Origin of the sequence: Pseudomonas sp. ADAK13, from assembly GCF_012935715.1 — a bacterium.
GTDB lineage: Bacteria > Pseudomonadota > Gammaproteobacteria > Pseudomonadales > Pseudomonadaceae > Aquipseudomonas.
In genome coordinates this window covers 6,752,150-6,769,405 of sequence record NZ_CP052860.1, presented here as the reverse complement: position 1 = coordinate 6,769,405, position 17,256 = coordinate 6,752,150, and the positions used below count along the sequence as shown (strand labels likewise).

14 protein-coding genes are annotated in these 17,256 nt (G+C 62.0%); 11 read left to right on the top strand and 3 right to left on the bottom strand.

The genetic code is table 11. The annotated features are described in order from the left end of the window. Nucleotides 1-23: 23 nt before the first annotated feature. Complete coding sequence (locus HKK54_RS31280; protein ID WP_169388989.1) at nt 24-440, top strand: SRPBCC family protein; 417 nt, start codon at nt 24-26, stop codon at nt 438-440. Nucleotides 441-556: 116 nt separating this feature from the next. On the opposite strand, the gene HKK54_RS31275 is transcribed toward HKK54_RS31280, so the two are convergent. Further along, nucleotides 557-1,954, bottom strand: a complete 1,398-nt coding sequence (locus HKK54_RS31275) for a sensor histidine kinase (protein WP_010172362.1) — start codon at nt 1,952-1,954, stop codon at nt 557-559. Further along, nucleotides 1,932-2,615, bottom strand: coding sequence for a response regulator transcription factor (locus HKK54_RS31270; protein ID WP_003219726.1), 684 nt, complete (start codon nt 2,613-2,615; stop codon nt 1,932-1,934). The genes HKK54_RS31275 and HKK54_RS31270 overlap by 23 nt, the downstream gene beginning before the upstream one ends. 368 nt (nt 2,616-2,983) lie before the next feature. Between HKK54_RS31270 and HKK54_RS31265 the strand changes: the two genes are divergently transcribed. The 5 genes from HKK54_RS31265 (at nt 2,984) to HKK54_RS31245 (ending at nt 10,150) form a co-directional block, all read left to right on the top strand. Further along, nucleotides 2,984-3,904: a hypothetical protein gene (locus tag HKK54_RS31265; RefSeq protein WP_169388988.1), complete on the top strand. Its 921-nt coding sequence runs from the start codon at nt 2,984-2,986 to the stop codon at nt 3,902-3,904. Nucleotides 3,905-4,096: 192 nt separating this feature from the next. After that, on the top strand, nt 4,097-4,444 hold the full coding sequence (locus HKK54_RS31260; protein ID WP_169388987.1) for a hypothetical protein: 348 nt from the start codon (nt 4,097-4,099) through the stop codon (nt 4,442-4,444). Nucleotides 4,445-4,540: 96 nt separating this feature from the next. After that, the gene (locus tag HKK54_RS31255; protein WP_169388986.1) at nt 4,541-5,779 is read left to right on the top strand and encodes a TolC family protein; all 1,239 of its coding nucleotides are present in this window, start codon (nt 4,541-4,543) and stop codon (nt 5,777-5,779) included. Then, nucleotides 5,772-7,040: an efflux RND transporter periplasmic adaptor subunit gene (locus HKK54_RS31250; protein WP_169388985.1), complete on the top strand. Its 1,269-nt coding sequence runs from the start codon at nt 5,772-5,774 to the stop codon at nt 7,038-7,040. The genes HKK54_RS31255 and HKK54_RS31250 overlap by 8 nt, the downstream gene beginning before the upstream one ends. After that, nucleotides 7,037-10,150, top strand: a complete 3,114-nt coding sequence (locus HKK54_RS31245) for an efflux RND transporter permease subunit (protein ID WP_169388984.1) — start codon at nt 7,037-7,039, stop codon at nt 10,148-10,150. Before HKK54_RS31250 ends, HKK54_RS31245 begins: the two co-directional genes overlap by 4 nt. Nucleotides 10,151-10,276: 126 nt before the next feature. On the opposite strand, the gene HKK54_RS31240 is transcribed toward HKK54_RS31245, so the two are convergent. Beyond that, nucleotides 10,277-11,392 carry a Gfo/Idh/MocA family protein gene (locus tag HKK54_RS31240; protein ID WP_169388983.1) on the bottom strand — a complete coding sequence of 372 codons (1,116 nt, stop codon included), beginning with the start codon at nt 11,390-11,392 and terminating at the stop codon, nt 10,277-10,279. A 427-nt stretch (nt 11,393-11,819) separates the two neighbouring features. On the opposite strand from HKK54_RS31240, the gene HKK54_RS31235 reads away from it, so the two are divergent. The 5 genes from HKK54_RS31235 to HKK54_RS31215 all read left to right on the top strand — a co-directional run bounded on the left by HKK54_RS31235 (nt 11,820) and on the right by HKK54_RS31215 (nt 17,164). Further along, nucleotides 11,820-12,860 (top strand): WD40/YVTN/BNR-like repeat-containing protein, encoded by a 1,041-nt coding sequence (locus HKK54_RS31235; RefSeq protein WP_237151101.1) that lies wholly within the window; start codon nt 11,820-11,822, stop codon nt 12,858-12,860. Between the two features lie 15 nt (nt 12,861-12,875). Next, complete coding sequence (locus tag HKK54_RS31230) at nt 12,876-15,251, top strand: efflux RND transporter permease subunit (RefSeq protein ID WP_010172344.1); 2,376 nt, start codon at nt 12,876-12,878, stop codon at nt 15,249-15,251. A gap of 118 nt (nt 15,252-15,369) precedes the next feature. Beyond that, nucleotides 15,370-15,666, top strand: a complete 297-nt coding sequence (locus HKK54_RS31225; protein ID WP_010172342.1) for a DUF5629 family protein — start codon at nt 15,370-15,372, stop codon at nt 15,664-15,666. After that, the gene (locus tag HKK54_RS31220) at nt 15,653-16,828 is read left to right on the top strand and encodes a lactonase family protein (protein ID WP_010172340.1); all 1,176 of its coding nucleotides are present in this window, start codon (nt 15,653-15,655) and stop codon (nt 16,826-16,828) included. The genes HKK54_RS31225 and HKK54_RS31220 overlap by 14 nt, the downstream gene beginning before the upstream one ends. A 156-nt stretch (nt 16,829-16,984) precedes the next feature. Further along, on the top strand, nt 16,985-17,164 hold the full coding sequence (locus HKK54_RS31215; RefSeq protein WP_003211212.1) for a hypothetical protein: 180 nt from the start codon (nt 16,985-16,987) through the stop codon (nt 17,162-17,164). Nucleotides 17,165-17,256 lie beyond the last annotated feature (92 nt).

Below are 17,256 nucleotides of genomic sequence, written 5' to 3'. Positions count from 1 at the left end.
TTGAATGGTTTGGAGTGTGAATCGTGGCAAAAGCATCTGCTGTTATTGAAATTCCGGTTTCGGCCGAACAGGTCTGGCAATTGGTGGGCGGTTTCAATTCGCTGCCGGATTGGCTGCCCTTTATCGTCAAGAGCGAGCCGAGCGAAGGCGGGCGTGTGCGTCATCTGCAAACTGCGGATGGCGGTGTGGTGGTGGAGCGGTTGCAAAGCTTTGATAACGTCGCACGCACCTACAGCTACTCGATCAGCGAGTCGCCGTTTCCAGTGAGTGAATACCTGGCGACCTTGAAGGTAGAAGGGCTGACTGCCCGTTCTGCCAAGGTGACCTGGTCGGGCGTGTTTACCCCGGTGGCCGGTGTGACGGACGCGGCGGTGGAGGAGTTGTTTGCCGGTGTCTACAGCGGTGGGCTTGAGGCGCTGCGGGGCAATTTCCCGGGTTAATAAGGCTCAACTGTAGGAGCTGGCTTGCCGGCGATCGCATCAGCTCGGTGTACCTGATGCACCGAGGTGTCTGCATCGCCGGCCAGCCAGCTCCTACATTGGGTTTGTGGTGTTCTTCAGGCCTCTGGCATCAGTTGTTGGCGGCATTCGAGGATGAGCTTTGCGCCGCCACTTTCGCTGCTGCCCACTTCCAGTTTGAAGCCGTGCAGGTTGATGATCGCGGCCACAATCGACAACCCCAACCCAAACCCGCCTTGTTGCTGATTGCCTTCGTCCACTCGGTAAAAGCGCTGGAACACTGCGGCACGCTCTGCGGCCGGAATCCCGGGTCCGGAGTCGAGCACTTCTATGCGGGTGCTGCCGGCATCGTTCACGCCCCGCAGGATCACTTCACCGCCCGGTGGGGTGAATTTGATTGAGTTGCTCAGCAGGTTGGCCAGGGCTTCGAACAGCAAGGCGCGGTCGCCGGTGATCCACGGTAACGAGGCCGGTACTTCCAGCAGCAATTCCATCTCGCCTTCTTCCGCCAGCGGCAGGTAGAAGTCGTGGAGTTCCTGCAGCAAGGGCAGGGGGTCGAGCACCAGGAAGCCGGAGCGGCGCTGGTGGTCTTCCAGTTCGGAAATCCGCAGCAAACCGCGAAAACGCGCCATCAAGGTGTCGGTCTCGGCAATGGCCGCGTCCAGTTGCAGGGCGTGGGGCGCGTCTTCATCGGCCTGCTGCTGGATCCGGTACAACTGGGCCCGCAGGCGAGTGAGCGGGGTGCGCAGGTCGTGGGCGATGTTGTCGCACACGCCCTTGACCTCGTTCATCAGCTTCTCGATGCGATCGAGCATCGCGTTGACGATGGCCGCCAGCATGTCCAGTTCATCGCGTCGGTCCGACAGCGGCAGGCGGTGAGTCAGGTCGCCGGCCACGATGGCTTCGGCGCTGGCCTGGATCCCGCGAATCCGCCGTAACGGGCGTCGCCGGAGCAGGTGCCAGCCGGCCGCGCCGGGAATGATCGTCAGGGTGATCCCCCACAACAACGCATGCAGGATGATCCGCGTCACGCCAAACAGCGAGCCGTTGGCGCGCACCAGGATCAGCCAGCGCCCGTCTTCGGTGTGGGTGGCCACGGCGTCGCAGCTGTCGCGGGGCAGTTTCGGGTCGTCGGAGTTGATGCAGTTGGCCAGGGCATGGATGTGCCCGTCCATCGGCAGGTCCGGCGGTATCACGCGGATCGGGCCGCTGATAGGGTTGAACTGATCGTCGAACAGCCCGTAGGCGTCCACGCCCTTCATGTCGAAGGTCATGCTGGTGGTCAGGGCTTCCACCAGTTCTTCGCCGTCAAAACGCTGGAACAAGTGTTGGCGCTGCATCAACGAGTGGCGCGAGAGGTCGCCCAGGTAACCGGACACCTCGTAGTACAGCACGCCCATGAGGATGCAGCTCCAGGCCACGAACAACGAACTGTAGAGCGCCAGCAGCCGGCTGCTGGAGGAACGCCAGCCTTTAGAGGGGTTCAGCAATGACATACCCGGAACCTCGTACCGTGCGGATCAGCGGCGTGAGGCCCGGCGGGTCGATTTTTTTGCGCAGGCGACCGATATGCACATCGATCAGGTTGGTGCCCGGGTCGAAGTGATACCCCCAGACTTCCTCGAAGATCATCATCCGCGACAGGATTTGCCCGGTGTTGCGCATCAGGAATTCCAGCAGTTTGTATTCCGTCGGCAACAGGCTCAGGGGCTGTTCGGCGCGGCTGGCTTCACGGCTGATCAGGTTCAGTTCCAGATCGGCCACGCGCAGTGCGGTTTCGAACTCCTTGACCGTGCTTTTGCGCCGCAGCAGCACTTCGACGCGGGCGGCCATTTCGTCGGAGGCGAACGGTTTGGTCAGGTAGTCATCGCCACCGGCCCGCAGGCCGCGTACCCGTTCATCCACGTCGGAGAGGGCGCTGATCATCAGGATCGGTGTCGACACGCCAATGGTGCGCAGGGTGGTGACGATGGCCAGGCCATCCAGTTCCGGGAGCATGCGGTCGAGGGTGATCAGGTCGTAATCACCGCTGACGGCACGGACCAGGCCTTCGCGGCCATTGTCTACCCAGTCTACGTCCAGTCCATGGCTACTCAGCTCGGCAACGATCTCGCGGGCCGTTACGGCGTCGTCCTCGATGGTCAAAATGCGGGTCATAAGGATTACCTGGTGAGCGATTCACACTGAAGTACGGGCATTTTGCCAAGAAATGATAGCCCGCTTCCTAAATAAAAATTTATGTAGGCATAAACGACACAATTCACCTTACCCCGGTGAATCTGAACGAATGCTGTGGGCGCAGGATTTTTTGCACTTCATCGCTGACGCACGGGTTGTTTCGTACGAGGAATGCATAACGCCCGCCGCACCGGGGCGTTTCTTGCAAGTTGCATGGTTCAAATTAGTTCAAATTACTTAAATCGTTGAAATATATGAAGTTTTAATTTCATGGCTCCTGGCACGTCGCCTGCACTGTCCCTTTTGAGACTTGTAACACTATTTTTCATGCCTGGAGCAAAACAACAATGATCACATCCTCATCCACGCTGCAAGAGTCGAGCGCGCTCTCCGGGGTTTCCTGGGGGGCGATATTTGCCGGGGCCGCTGCTGCGGCTGCGCTGTCCTTGATATTGGTACTGCTGGGCTTCGGCCTGGGCTTTTCGGCGGTGTCGCCGTGGGCCGACAGTGGCATCAGCGCCAAGGGGCTTGGCATTTCCACCATTGTCTGGCTGGCGGTTACGCAAATCATTGCGTCAGGGATGGGCGGTTACCTCGCCGGTCGCCTGCGGGTGAAATGGGCCAACATGCACGGCGATGAGGTGTACTTTCGCGATACCGCCCATGGCTTCCTGGCCTGGGCCGTGGCGACACTGGTGACGGCGGTGCTGATCGTCGGTTCGGTCAGCAGTGTGGTCAGCGGTGGTGTAAAGGCCGGTGCCAGTGTGGCCTCGGGTGCTGCCAGTGGCATGAGCCAGGTGGCGGGTGCGGCGACCAAGGGTGAAGACTTCGGCTATTACGTCGACAGCCTGTTCCGCGATGATCGCCCGGCAGCCGTCAGTGATGACGCGTTGCACGGTGTGGTCGCCCGCATCTTTGCCCGTACCGTGAGCAACAACGGTCAGTTGGCACCGGAAGACCGTGCGTACCTTGCGCAGTTGATCAGCCAGCGCACCAACCTCAGCCAGGCTGATGCCGAGGCGCGTGTCGACCAGGTTTACGGCCAGGCTCAGAAAACACTGGAAGACGCCAAGTTGAAAGCCAAGCAAGCCGCCGACACTGCTGCGAAGGTCGCTGCCTATACGTCGCTGTGGACCTTCGTGGCGCTGTTGATCGGTGCGTTTTTTGCCAGCCTCGCTGCGACCTTTGGTGGTCGTCGCCGGGACGCGGTGGTGTATCTGGAAACCGATGCGTACACCACTTCCACTTCGCTGCCACCTGTTCGTTAATTCAAGGAGAACGTCATGCGCTCATTACTGCTGTTTTTCCTCGGTGTGCCTATCCCGGTCATTATCCTGATCGCGATCTTCATGCACTGATCCTGCTGTCTGTTTGACCCAAGCCGCGCCTGCTCCAGCAGGTGCGGCTTTTTGTTGTTTGTTAATTGTTGCTTAACCGCCTTTTGGCTAAGCTCCCGTCCCATGAGCCGCTATCTGCGTTTTTTCCTGGTCCTGCTGTTGAGTCTCGCGCTTCCCCTGACCGGGATGGCGGGCGTGCCTTCGAGCACCGAGCCGTGCCCGATGCAGATGTCCGACATGCAGATGATGAGCGATATGTCCCCGGACTGTTGCGCGGACGGTGCGGGCCACGCCGACCACGGAAAAAGCTGCAAGCCCGGCCAGGAATGCAAGACCGGCGGCATGCTGCAGCTGTCCATGCCAGTGCTCAAGTCACCCATTGCTGTGTCCAGGCCCGTGGTTGCCGGCCTGGGTTCTGATTTCATCCCCGACCGCACGCCGTCCGGCGTCTGGCGCCCACCCCGTACCTGAATCCTGTTGCACCTGAAGACTCGTCCCTGACCCGGGATGGCCTTGCTGTGGGCCGCGTAAAGCGGTGCGCAGCGCAACAGAACAGGAAACTTCAAGATGAATTCCCTATGCGTGCGTGCCCTGGTGGTGGGCGTGCTGGCGTGGCCGACGCTGGCGTCTGCGCTGACCCTGGATGAAGCCCTGCGCCTGGCGCAGAACAACGCGCCGTCGCTGGCGGCTGAATCCGCAAAATTGCAGGCTGCCACCCAGGCGGCGATTCCGGCAGGCGAACTGCCGGACCCGAAACTGGTGGTGGGCCTGCAAAACTTCCCCATTGGCGGGCCCAATCGCGGCACGCTGTATGGCGATGACATGACCGAGCAAATGATCGGTATCCAGCAACAAGTGCCCAGCCGCGACAAGCGCAAGGCGCGGGTGGAGTTGGCCTCGGCCAGCGTGGATACGGCGGCCGCCGAAGGCCGGATCGAACGCCTGAACGTGCGCCAGGCCACTGCCCAGGCGTGGATTCGCGCCTATGCGGTGGAGCGCAAGGAAGCACTGTTCAAGGACTTCTATCAGCAGAATCGCCTGCTGCAAGACACCGTGCGGGCGCAATTGGCCGGTGGCCGTGGCCAGCCGTCCGACGCCGTGATCCCCCGGCAGGAAGCCGCTGACCTTGCCGAGCGCGAAGATGAGCTGACCCAGCAACGGGCCCAGGCCCGCGCCGCCCTCAAGCGCTGGATCGGACCCGCCGCCAGCGAAGCCCCCAGTGGCCAGTTACCGAACTGGACAATCGACACCCACGGCTTCACCCACAACCTGCACCAGCACCCGGAGCTGCAAGCCTTTGTGCCGCGTACCCGCGAGGCCGAAGCCCGGCTGAACGAGGCCAAGGCGCAGAAGACTTCGGACTGGAGTTGGGAGGTGGACTACCAGCACCGTGGCCGCGAATACGGTGACATGGTCAGCCTGCAATTCACCTTCGACCTACCGATCTTCCCCGGTCGCCGGCAGAACCCCGGCATCGCCGCCAAGCAGGCTCAACTCGACCAACTGGACGCCGAGCGCGAAGCCAAGACCCGTGAACACACCCAGGAACTCGAAGACGACCTGGCCAACTATCAGCGCCTGGACCGCGCCGTGCAGCGCAGCCAGGACAGCCTGGTGCCGCTGGCCGAGGAGAAGGTTGCCTTGAGCCTGGCGGGTTACCGCGCGGGCAAGGGCGACCTGATGAACGTGGTCAGCGCCCGCCGCGAGTGGGTCGAGGCACGCTTCAAACAGATTGATGCCATTGAGCAGCGCGCCCTGACCGGCGCCCAGCTGTATTTCGCTTACGGGGAACCCGCCAATGAATAACCGAATCGTGAACGCGGCGCTGCTGGGCGGTGTGTTGCTGTTGGGGCTGGGTGGCGGCTACTGGCTGGCACAGAAACCGGCCATGACCGGCGCGATGCAGGCGCCGGACGAGAAAAAGGCGCTGTACTGGTACGACCCGATGTACCCGCAGCAAAAGTTCGACAAGCCGGGCAAGTCGCCCTTTATGGACATGCAGTTGGTGCCGCGTTATGGCGGCGAGCAGGGCGCGGCTGCGGATACGGCGGCGATCAGTATCGATCCGGGCCTGACCCAGAACATCGGCGTACGGCTGGCGAGTGTCAGTCGTGGCGTGTTGGCGTCGAGCCTTGAACTGTCGGGGATTCTTGCCTTCAACGACCGCGATGTGGCGGTGGTGCAGGCGCGCGCTGCGGGATTTGTCGAGCGGGTTTACGCCCGCGCACCGGGTGATGTGCTTAAGGCTGACGCGCCCCTCGCCGACATTCTGGTGCCGGAATGGGCCGCCGCTCAGGAAGAGTTCCTGGCCCTGCGCCACAGCGATCCCGGCCTGTTGACCGCCGCCCGCCAACGCCTGCGCCTGAGCGGCATGCCCGCCGGGTTGATCGCGCAAATGGAGCGCAGCGGCCGCGTGCAATCGGTGATGACCATTACCAGCCCGTTGGGCGGCGCGTTGCAAACCCTGGACGTGCGCGAAGGCATGACCGTCGCGGCCGGCCAAACCCTGGCGCAGGTCAATGGCCTGGGCACCGTGTGGCTGCAAGTCGCCGTGCCTGAAGCCCAGGGTGCAGAGCTGGCCGTTGGGCAAACCGTCGAGAGCCGTTTTGTCGGGTTGCCGGGGCAAGTCGTTAAAGGCACCGTCGCGGCGATTCTGCCGGCCACCGCTCTGGACAGCCGCACCGTGCAGGTTCGGGTCGAGTTGCCCAACCCTGACGGCCGGTTGCGGCCTGGCATGACCGCCCAGGTGCGCCTCGCCCAATCCACCGGCCAATCGGTGCTGTTGCTGCCGAGCGAGGCACTGATTCGCACCGGCAAACGCGTGCTGGTGATGGTGGCCGAGGAGGGCGGACGTTACCGCCCGGTGGAGGTCCAGGTGGGCGCGGAAAACCAGGACCAGAGCGTGATCGTCGCCGGCTTGCAGGAAGGCCAGCAGGTGGTCGCCTCGGGTCAATTTCTGCTGGATTCTGAAGCAAGTTTGAAGGGAATTACCGCTCCGGCGTCCGACGGTTTTAAAAACGATGCCTCCATGGACGGCATGAGCCTGCAACCGGGAGCCCGGCCATGATCGCCCTGTTGATTCGCTGGTCGGTGGCCAACCGTTTTCTGGTGTTGCTGGCCACGCTGTTTGTCACGGCCTGGGGTCTGTGGTCGATCCAGAACACGCCGGTGGACGCCTTGCCGGACCTGTCGGATGTGCAGGTGATCATCCGCACGCCGTACCCGGGCCAGGCGCCGCAGATTGTCGAGAACCAGGTCACCTACCCGATGACCACCACCATGCTCTCGGTGCCGGGGGCGAAGACCGTGCGGGGCTTTTCGTTCTTCGGCGACAGCTACGTCTACGTGCTGTTTGACGAAGGCACCGACCTGTATTGGGCGCGCTCGCGGGTACTGGAATACCTGAGCCAATTGCAGGCGCGCTTGCCGGCGTCAGCCAAGCCGGCGCTGGGCCCGGATGCCACCGGTGTCGGCTGGATCTACCAGTACGCCCTGGTGGACCGCACCGGAAAACATGACCTGGCGCAGTTGCGCTCGTTGCAGGACTGGTTCCTCAAGTTCGAACTCAAGACCCTGCCCAACGTCGCCGAAGTGGCAACCATTGGCGGCCAGGTCAAGCAATACCAGGTGCAGATCGACCCGCTGGCCCTGGCCAGTCGCGGTATCACCCAGGCGCAAGTGGTGGAGGCCATCGGCAAGGCGAATCAGGAAACCGGCGGCTCGGTGCTGAACATGGGCGAGTCGGAATACATGGTGCGCGCCTCCGGGTACCTGAAAACCCTGGAGGACTTCCGCGCCATTCCCCTGCGGCTCGACGCCAACAACGTGCCGGTGACCCTCGGGGACGTGGCGACGATCCAGCTGGGCCCGGACATGCGCCGGGGCATCAGCGAGCTGGACGGTGAAGGCGAGGCGGTGGGCGGCGTGGTGATCCTGCGCAGTGGCAAGAACGCCCGCGAGGCCATCGCGGCGGTGAAGAGTAAGCTGGAGCAACTGAAAACCAGCCTGCCGCCCGGCGTGGAAATCGTCACCACTTACGATCGCAGCAAACTGATCGACCGCGCCGTGGACAACCTCAGCCACAAGCTGCTGGAGGAGTTCCTGGTGGTGGCGCTGGTGTGCGGGATCTTCCTGTGGCACCTGCGCTCCTCTCTGGTGGCGATCATCTCGTTGCCGGTGGGGGTGTTGATGGCCTTTATCGTGATGCGTTTCCAGGGGATCAACGCCAACATCATGTCCCTGGGCGGGATTGCGATTGCCATCGGCGCGATGGTCGATGGCGCGGTGGTGATGATCGAGAACGCCCACAAGAAGATCGAGGCCTGGCACCACGCGCATCCGAACCAGGAATTGAACGGTGAAGAACACTGGAAAGTCATCACCGATGCAGCGGTGGAAGTGGGGCCGGCACTGTTTTTCTGCCTGCTGATCATCACCTTGTCGTTTATCCCGGTGTTCACCCTTCAAGCCCAGGAAGGCCGGTTGTTCGGGCCGCTGGCCTACACCAAGACCTACGCCATGGCCGCAGCGGCGGGGTTGTCGGTGACCCTGATTCCGGTGCTGATGGGTTACTGGATTCGCGGGCGCATTCCCGACGAGCAACGCAACCCGCTGAATCGCGGCCTGATCAGGCTCTATCAGCCGGCCCTGGAAGCCGTATTGCGCTGGCCGCGGATAACCTTGCTGGTGGCGTTGTTAATGGTCGCCAGTGCGCTGTGGCCGGTGTCGCACCTGGGCGGTGAATTCCTGCCGCCGCTGGATGAGGGCGACTTGCTGTACATGCCTTCGGCGCTGCCGGGGTTGTCGACGCAAACAGCCGGTGCCTTGTTGCAACGTACCGACCGCCTGATCAAGAGCGTGCCGGAAGTTTCCCATGTGTTCGGCAAGGCCGGGCGCGCGGAAACCGCCACCGACCCGGCGCCGCTGGAAATGTTCGAAACCACCATTGAGTTCAAGCCGCGAGACCAATGGCGCCCGGGCATGACCCCGGAAAAACTGGTGAAGGAACTCGATCGAGTGGTGCAGGTGCCGGGGCTGACCAACATTTGGATTCCGCCGATCCGCAACCGCATCGACATGCTCGCCACCGGGGTCAAGAGCCCGATTGGCGTGAAGGTCGCAGGTACCAGCCTGATGCAGATCGACGCCGTGACCCAGGCCGTGGAAAAGGTCGCCAAGACGGTGCCCGGCGTCAGCTCGGCCCTGGCTGAACGCCTGACGGGCGGGCGCTACATCGACGTGGATATCGACCGCCCGGCGGCCGCCCGTTATGGCCTGAACATCAACGACGTGCAGTCCATCGTTTCCGGGGCGATTGGCGGTGAAAACATCGGCGAGACGGTCGAAGGGCTGGCGCGGTTTCCCATCAACCTGCGTTACCCGAAGGAGTGGCGCGACTCGGTGAGCGCATTGGGCAACCTGCCGATCTATACGCCGTCGGGCAGCCAGATCACCTTGGGCACCGTGGCGAGGATCAAGGTCACCGAAGGCCCGCCCATGCTCAAGAGCGAAAACGCCCGGCCTTCCGGTTGGGTGTACATCGACGTGCGCGACCGCGACCTGGCGTCGGTGGTGAAGGACTTGCGTGAGGCGATCAACCGGCAGGTGCAGTTGCAACCGGGCATGAGCCTCAGCTATTCGGGGCAGTTCGAGTTCCTGGAGCGGGCCAATGAACGCCTGAAACTGGTGGTGCCGGCGACTTTGCTGATCATCTTCGTATTGCTGTACCTGACGTTCCGCCGGGTGGATGAAGCGCTGCTGATCCTCGCCACGTTGCCGTTCGCGCTGACGGGTGGGGTGTGGTTGTTGTACTGGCTGGGCTTCAATTTGTCGGTGGCCACCGGTGTCGGGTTTATTGCGTTGGCGGGGGTATCGGCGGAGTTCGGCGTGATCATGCTGCTGTACCTGAAAAACGCCTGGGCTGAACGCCAGGGAGAAGGGGACCAGGCGTTGCTGGACGCCATCACCGAAGGCGCCGTACTGCGCGTGCGCCCCAAGGCGATGACCGTGGCCGTGATCATCGCCGGGTTGTTGCCGATCCTGTTGGGCGGCGGCACCGGTAGCGAAGTCATGAGCCGGATTGCCGCGCCCATGATCGGCGGCATGCTCACCGCGCCACTGTTATCCCTCTTCGTCATCCCGGCGGCGTACCGCCTGATGCGCCGCCCCCGAACCTGATGGCTTACACATAACCTGTGGCGAGGGAGCTTGCTCCCGTTGGACTGCGCAGCAGGCCCATTTTTTGGGGCCGCTTCGCGCCCCAGCGGGAGCAAGCTCCCTCGCCACATTTAATCCTCTACAAGTTCAGACCTCCTCAATCCTTACCCAGCGTTCCTCCCGAGCCGCCAGGCGAATCGCCGTCGCCAGCCGCTCCACCTCCCACGCCGCCGCAAAATCCGTCCCGTCGCTGCCCTTGCCAGCCAACGCCATCAACAACTCATGCACCTCCAGGGTCTTCAACTCGTTGTACCCCAGCTGATGCCCCGGCGCCGGGCTGAACGCCGCGTACCCCGGCAACGAAGGCCCCGCCAACAGCCGCTGAAACCCCTCCTGCCCAACCCGGAACAACTGCAATTCATTCAACCGCTCCTGATCAAACAACAGCGTGCCCCGCGTGCCACTGATCTCAAAGCTCAGGTGGTTCTTATACCCATGCTTAAGCCAACTACTGCTCACCGTCCCCCGCGCCCCGTTGGCAAACCGCAACAACGCATGCACCTGATCATCCACCGCAATCTCCCGCAGCGTCTCGCTCCCGGCGGTGGCAGGTCGCTGCCCATGCACCGTCTGCGTATCGGCACACACACTCAGCACATCCCCCACCAAATAGCGCGCCATGGACAGCAAGTGACTGCCCAAATCCGCCAACGCACCGCCGGCATGCCCGACCTCACAGCGCCACGACCAGGGCGACGCTGCATCCGCCATGAAATCCTCGCTGAATTCCCCCTGGAAACTGATGATCTCCCCCAACTCACCGCTGTCGATCAACTGCCGGGCCAAGCCAATCATCGGGTTGTGCTGATAGTTGTAACCCACCCGCGTCACCACGCCGGCCTTGCGTGCGGCATCACGCATGGCGCTCGCCTGCTCCAGGCTGACCGCCAGCGGTTTCTCGCAATACACCGCCTTGCCCGCCGCCAGCGCCGCCATGGCCATCGGGTAGTGCAGATGATTGGGGGTGGTGATGGCGACCACATCCACCTTGGGGTCGTCGATCAATTGCTGCCAGTCGCCATGGGCCCGGGCAAACCCCCAGTCCGCGGCGCAACGGGTCGCGCGTTCGGTATCGGCATCGGCCAGGGCGGCCAGGGTGAGCTTCACCGGCAGCTCGAACACCGCCCGCGCGTTATTGAACGCCAGGGCGTGGGCACGCCCCATAAAGCCTGTGCCAATCAGGCCGATTCCGAGTTCGCGCATCGCCAGGTTCCTTCGAATTATTGTTGTCAGAAGCCTATTTATGGAATAAATATTCCCAATATTCAATAGATAGAATAAAAATTCATTACCGAAGGTCACACTGCACTCCGTGGCGAGGGAGCTTGCTCCCGCTGGAGTGCGAAGCACTCCCAAGATATTGGGGCCGCTGCGCAGCCCAGCGGGAGCAAGCTCCCTCGCCACAACAGCCCCCTCCACGAATCACCGCTGCTGATAACGTTACATTCAGCACCGGCTTAACGGCCTCCAGTTAACAAAACATAACGTAGCGCCGATTGTCAGACGATTCCAAAGCCCGCTAGGATGGCCCAGCTTCCCCAAGGCGCTCTAGATTGCAGGTTTCAGGGCTCCGAACGGCAAGACGACCTAACAATAATAAATGGGAGAAAGGTCTATGAGTGAGCCTGTCATGGGTGTGGTGTTTTTCCGCCCGAAGGCCACGCGCAGGGTCGCATTGCTGGCCACAGCGCTCTCGTTGCTGGGGGCTGTCGCGTTGTCGACACCCGCCCACGCCGCCACCGAAACCACCGCCGCCGCGGTGTTTGCCATTGATTCCCCCAAGGCTGCCAAAAGCCTGATGATCGACGTGGTGCACGCAGGCAAACGCCTGGTGGCGGTCGGTGATCGCGGGCACATTCTCTATTCCGACGACCAGGGCGCCACCTGGACCCAAGCCAAAGTGCCCACCCGGCAACTGCTGACGGCGGTGTTTTTCGCCGACGACCAACACGGCTGGGCGGTGGGCCATGACGCACAGATCCTCGTCAGCACCGATGGCGGCCTGACCTGGACCCAACAATTCCAGGACCTCAAGCGCGAAGCGCCGCTGCTCGACGTCTGGTTCAAGGACGCCAGCCACGGCTTTGCCGTGGGCGCCTATGGTGCGCTGATCGAAACCACCGACGGCGGCAAAACCTGGGACGACGTCAGCGACCGCCTCGACAACGAAGACCAATACCACCTCAACGCCATCGCCCACGTCAAAGACGCCGGGCTGTTTATCGTCGGCGAGCAGGGCAGCATGTTCCGCTCCCCTGACGAGGGGCAAACCTGGGAAAAACTCGAAGGCCCCTACGAGGGTTCGCTGTTCGGCGTGATCGGCACCGCCCAGGCGCAAACCCTGTTGGCCTACGGCCTGCGCGGCAACCTGTTTCGCTCCACGGATTTTGGCAGCACCTGGGAGCCGGTGGAGTTGAACGCCACCCGTGGCGCGCTGGAGTTCGGCCTGTCGGGGGCGACCCTGCTGGACGACGGCTCCATCGTGGTGGTGGGCAACGGCGGCAGCGTGGTGGTCAGCCACGACGACGGCCTGACCTTCAGCGTATTCAATCGCCCGGACCGCATTTCGCTGTCGGCGGTCACGGCGGCGGGCAACGGCAACTTGATTCTGGTGGGGCAGGGTGGCGTTCGCGTCGCAACGCCGACCGGTGCCGAGCTGATAAAACAATAAGAAGGCGGGGACAGCATGAGCAGTCATCACAACGACAAGGCCACGTTTCTCGAGCGCCTGATTTTCAATAACCGCCCGGCAGTGATCACCCTCTGCCTGTTGGTGAGCATTTTCCTGTTCTGGCAGGCGACGTTGATTCGCCCGTCCACCAGCTTCGAAAAAATGATCCCGCTGAAGCACCCCTTCATCGAGAAGATGATGGAACACCGCAACGACCTGGCGAACCTGGGCAACACGGTGCGCATTTCGGTGGAAGCCAAGGACGGTGACATCTTCACGAAGGAGTACATGGAGACCCTGCGCCAGATCAACGACGAGGTGTTCTACATCTCCGGCGTCGACCGCTCCGGGCTCAAGTCCCTGTGGAGTCCCAGCGTGCGCTGGACTGAAGTCACCGAGGAAGGCTTTGCCGGCGGTGAAGTGATCCCGCAGAGCTACAACGGCTCGCCGGAAAGCCTCGATCAGCTGCGCAACAACGTGCTCAAGTCCGGGCAGGTCGGGCGCCTCGTGGCCAACGACTTCAAGTCGAGCATCGTCGACATTCCGCTGCTGGAGTCCTACCCGGACCCGCAAGACCAGGGCAAGTTGCTGGCCCTGGACTACCGCAAGTTCTCCCATGAACTCGAAGACAAGATCCGCGACAAGTTCGAAGCGCAGAACCCCAACGTCAAGATCCACATCGTCGGGTTTGCCAAGAAGGTGGGCGACCTGATCGACGGCCTGGTGATGGTGGTGATGTTCTTCGGTATCGCCTTCGTCATCACCCTGGTGCTGCTGCTGTGGTTTACCAACTGCCTGCGCAGTACCGTCGCGGTGTTGAGCACCACGCTGGTGGCGGTTATCTGGCAGCTTGGGTTGATGCATGCCCTGGGTTTCGGGCTGGATCCCTACTCGATGCTGGTGCCGTTCCTGATCTTCGCCATCGGCATTTCCCACGGCGTGCAGAAGATCAACGGCATCGCCCTGCAATCCAGTGATGCCGACAACGCCCTGACCGCTGCCCGGCGTACCTTCCGCCAGCTGTTCCTGCCCGGCATGATCGCGATCCTCGCCGATGCGGTCGGCTTTATCACCCTGCTGATCATCGACATCGGCGTGATCCGCGAACTGGCCATCGGCGCCTCGGTGGGGGTGGCGGTCATCGTGTTCACCAACCTGATCCTGCTGCCGGTGGCGATCTCCTATGTGGGCATCAGCAAGCGCGCCATCGCCAAGAGCAAGAAGGATGCGCACCGCGAACACCCGTTCTGGCGCCTGCTGTCGAAGTTCGCCAGCCCCAAAGTTGCCCCGGTGTCGATCGCCCTGGCGCTGGTCGCCTTCGGTGGCGGCCTCTGGTACAGCCAGAACCTGAAAATCGGCGACCTCGACCAGGGCGCGCCGGAGCTGCGCCCGGACTCGCGCTACAACAAAGACAACAACTTCATCATCAGCAACTACTCCACCAGCTCCGACGTACTGGTGGTGATGGTCAAGACACCGCCGGAAGGCTGCTCGCGCTATGAAGCCATGGCACCCATCGACCAGTTGATGTGGAAGATGCAGAACACCGAGGGCGTGCAATCGGCCATCTCGTTGGTGACCGTGTCCAAGCAGATGATCAAGGGCATGAACGAGGGCAACCTGAAATGGGAAACCCTGTCGCGCAACCCTGACGTGCTGAACAACTCCATCGCCCGCGCCGATGGCCTGTACAACAACAACTGTTCCCTGGCGCCGGTGCTGGTGTTCCTCAACGACCACAAGGCCGAGACCCTCGACCGCGCGGTGCATGCGGTGCAGGACTTCGCCAGGGAGAACAACAAGGACGGCCTGGAATTCATCCTCGCCGCCGGTAACGCCGGGATCGAGGCGGCCACCAACGAGGTGATCAAGGAATCCGAGCTGACCATCCTGATCCTGGTGTACCTGTGCGTGGCCACCATGTGCATGATCACCTTCCGTTCCTGGGCGGCGACCCTGTGCATCGTGCTGCCGCTGGTGCTGACCTCGGTGCTGGGCAACGCGCTGATGGCGTTCATGGGCATCGGCGTCAAGGTCGCGACCTTGCCGGTGGTGGCGCTGGGCGTGGGGATTGGCGTGGACTACGGCATCTACATCTACAGCCGCCTGGAGAGTTTCCTGCGGGCCGGCCTGCCGTTGCAGGAAGCGTATTACCAGACCCTCAAGTCCACCGGTAAAGCCGTGCTGTTCACCGGCCTGTGCCTGGCCATCGGCGTGTGCACCTGGATCTTCTCGGCCATCAAGTTCCAGGCCGACATGGGCCTGATGCTGACCTTCATGCTGCTGTGGAACATGTTCGGCGCGCTGTGGCTGTTGCCGGCGCTGGCACGCTTCCTGATCAAACCCGAGAAGCTGGCGGGGCAGAAGGGCAATTCGTTGTTTGCCCACTGATCCATCGCTGTTTGCCAAAACGCCGTGGCCTGTGCCACGGCGTTTTGCATTGCGCGGGCTTAGGCCGATGCAACGATTTGACCTATCATGAGGTCTTTCCTCTTGATGATTGATGGTTATGACTGCCGACACCGCTACCTTGCTCAACGCGTTTGAAGACTGCCAGATGGTCGAAATCGATGGCCTGCATACCTTCGATTTCAGCCTGGATGACCAGAAGTTACTGATCATCTGCATGGACGGTCGTGCCGAGAAGCGCTGGAGTTTCAGCCTGGAGCAGGTCAAGGCGGCGACCTTTGATCAAACCTTGCAAAGCTGGACCCTTACCGGTGACTCGGGCGAACACCGCCTGGTCTGCATGAGCGGCGTTACCGGCAACAATAATGACGAGGATGAAGCGGATGATGATGCGTAAATTCTGGCCCCTGCTGATGGCCGGCAGCGTAGGTGCGATGTCGGTCCAGGCCGCGCCGGTAGACACCTTTGAATTGCTGGTGGGCAGCTACACCGCCGGCACCAGCGAAGGTATCTACCGCCTGCAGTTCGACAGCCGCACCGGGCAGTTCAGCGGCCAGCCGGTGCTCGCCGCCAAGGCGGCCAACCCGTCGTGGCTGACCCTGTCCAAAGACCAGAAGCACCTGTTTGTGGTGAATGAAAACGGCCCGGGGCAAAAAGACCCGGTAGGGCGCGTGAGCAGTTACAGCATCGACCCGAAAAACCATCAACTGACCCTGATCAACCAGGTGCAGAGCCTCGGTAACGAGCCGACCCATTCCAGCCTGGCCAGTGACGGGCGCTACTTGTTCGTGGCCAACTATTCGGTGCTGGAAGACCCGGGCGGAAGCCTGGCGGTGTTGCCGGTGGACGCCGAAGGCAAGCTGTCGCCGCCGGTGCAACTGAGCGGGCACCCGGCCAGCCGGGTCAATCCTGAACGCCAGGCGTCCAACCATGTGCATTCGGTGGTGTCTTCGCCGGACGGCAAATACGTGTTTGTCCAGGACCTCGGTGCGGACAAGATCTTTGCCTACCACTACGACCCCAAGGCCAACCATGAACTGCCGCTGACCCCGGCCGACCCTGCGTTTGTGCAACTGCCTCCGGGCAGCGGCCCGCGGCACCTGCTGTTCACCGCGGATGGCAAGCACGCCTGGCTGACCACCGAGATGAGCGCGCAAGTGGCGGTGTTCGACTACAACGAGGGCAAGCTGACCCAGAAGCAACTGGTCAACTTTGCGGACGGCCAGCCGGTGTCCGACAAGGCTGGTGCCGCGTTGCACACCTCAAGCGACGGCAAGTTCCTCTACGTGAGCAACCGTGGCACCGCCAACCAGATGCTGGTGTTTGCCATTGACCCCGCCACCGCGCAGTTGAAGGAGATCCAGCGCCGCTCGGTGGAAGGTGATCATCCCCGGGAATTCGCCCTGGACCCCAGCGGCAAGTTCCTGCTGATTGCCAACCAGAAGAGCAACGAGATTGTGGTCGTCGAGCGCGACCCCAAGACCGGCCTGTTGGGCAAAACCGTGCAGAAACTGGCGATTGATGCCCCCAGCGACCTCAAGTTCCTGGTGCGACACTAAGCCACAGGCCCCGCCATGCGGGGCCTGACCCCTTGTATTAATCGTATTAATAGCGGCTAGTGGTTCAATGAATTTCTAAGGCTAACCCCTCGGGCGTAAGTTTGGTTCCAAGGCCAGCACAGGCCACCCAGCCAACCGAACACAAGGGTTACCGACATGAACTTCAATCTCTTCTCGATCATCGCCGCTTCTGCTGTTTCCGCCACTGTTGCGTTGCCTGCCAGCGCCAGCGTCGAGATCAGCAGCAAAAAAACCAGCACCAGTGCCTACACCCAGAAATACCTGCAACAAAGCGCCAACTTCTACGCAGCGCTGGACCACAAAATCCAGAACTGAGCGTTAGTTTCATCAAACGCTGAAGATCAAATGTGGGAGCTGGCTTGCCTGCGATAGCGGTTTATCAGTAACAGATTGGTCGACTGATGCAC

Coding starts and splice junctions, on each gene's coding strand:
- HKK54_RS31245 (WP_169388984.1), top strand. CDS start 7,037: ATGATCGCCCTGTTGATTCGCTGGTCGGTGGCCAACCGTTTTCTGGTG.
- HKK54_RS31225 (WP_010172342.1), top strand. CDS start 15,370: ATGACTGCCGACACCGCTACCTTGCTCAACGCGTTTGAAGACTGCCAG.
- HKK54_RS31215 (WP_003211212.1), top strand. CDS start 16,985: ATGAACTTCAATCTCTTCTCGATCATCGCCGCTTCTGCTGTTTCCGCC.
- HKK54_RS31265 (WP_169388988.1), top strand. CDS start 2,984: ATGATCACATCCTCATCCACGCTGCAAGAGTCGAGCGCGCTCTCCGGG.
- HKK54_RS31235 (WP_237151101.1), top strand. CDS start 11,820: ATGGGTGTGGTGTTTTTCCGCCCGAAGGCCACGCGCAGGGTCGCATTG.
- HKK54_RS31255 (WP_169388986.1), top strand. CDS start 4,541: ATGAATTCCCTATGCGTGCGTGCCCTGGTGGTGGGCGTGCTGGCGTGG.
- HKK54_RS31260 (WP_169388987.1), top strand. CDS start 4,097: ATGAGCCGCTATCTGCGTTTTTTCCTGGTCCTGCTGTTGAGTCTCGCG.
- HKK54_RS31230 (WP_010172344.1), top strand. CDS start 12,876: ATGAGCAGTCATCACAACGACAAGGCCACGTTTCTCGAGCGCCTGATT.
- HKK54_RS31250 (WP_169388985.1), top strand. CDS start 5,772: ATGAATAACCGAATCGTGAACGCGGCGCTGCTGGGCGGTGTGTTGCTG.
- HKK54_RS31220 (WP_010172340.1), top strand. CDS start 15,653: ATGATGATGCGTAAATTCTGGCCCCTGCTGATGGCCGGCAGCGTAGGT.
- HKK54_RS31270 (WP_003219726.1), bottom strand. CDS start 2,615: ATGACCCGCATTTTGACCATCGAGGACGACGCCGTAACGGCCCGCGAG.
- HKK54_RS31275 (WP_010172362.1), bottom strand. CDS start 1,954: ATGTCATTGCTGAACCCCTCTAAAGGCTGGCGTTCCTCCAGCAGCCGG.
- HKK54_RS31240 (WP_169388983.1), bottom strand. CDS start 11,392: ATGCGCGAACTCGGAATCGGCCTGATTGGCACAGGCTTTATGGGGCGT.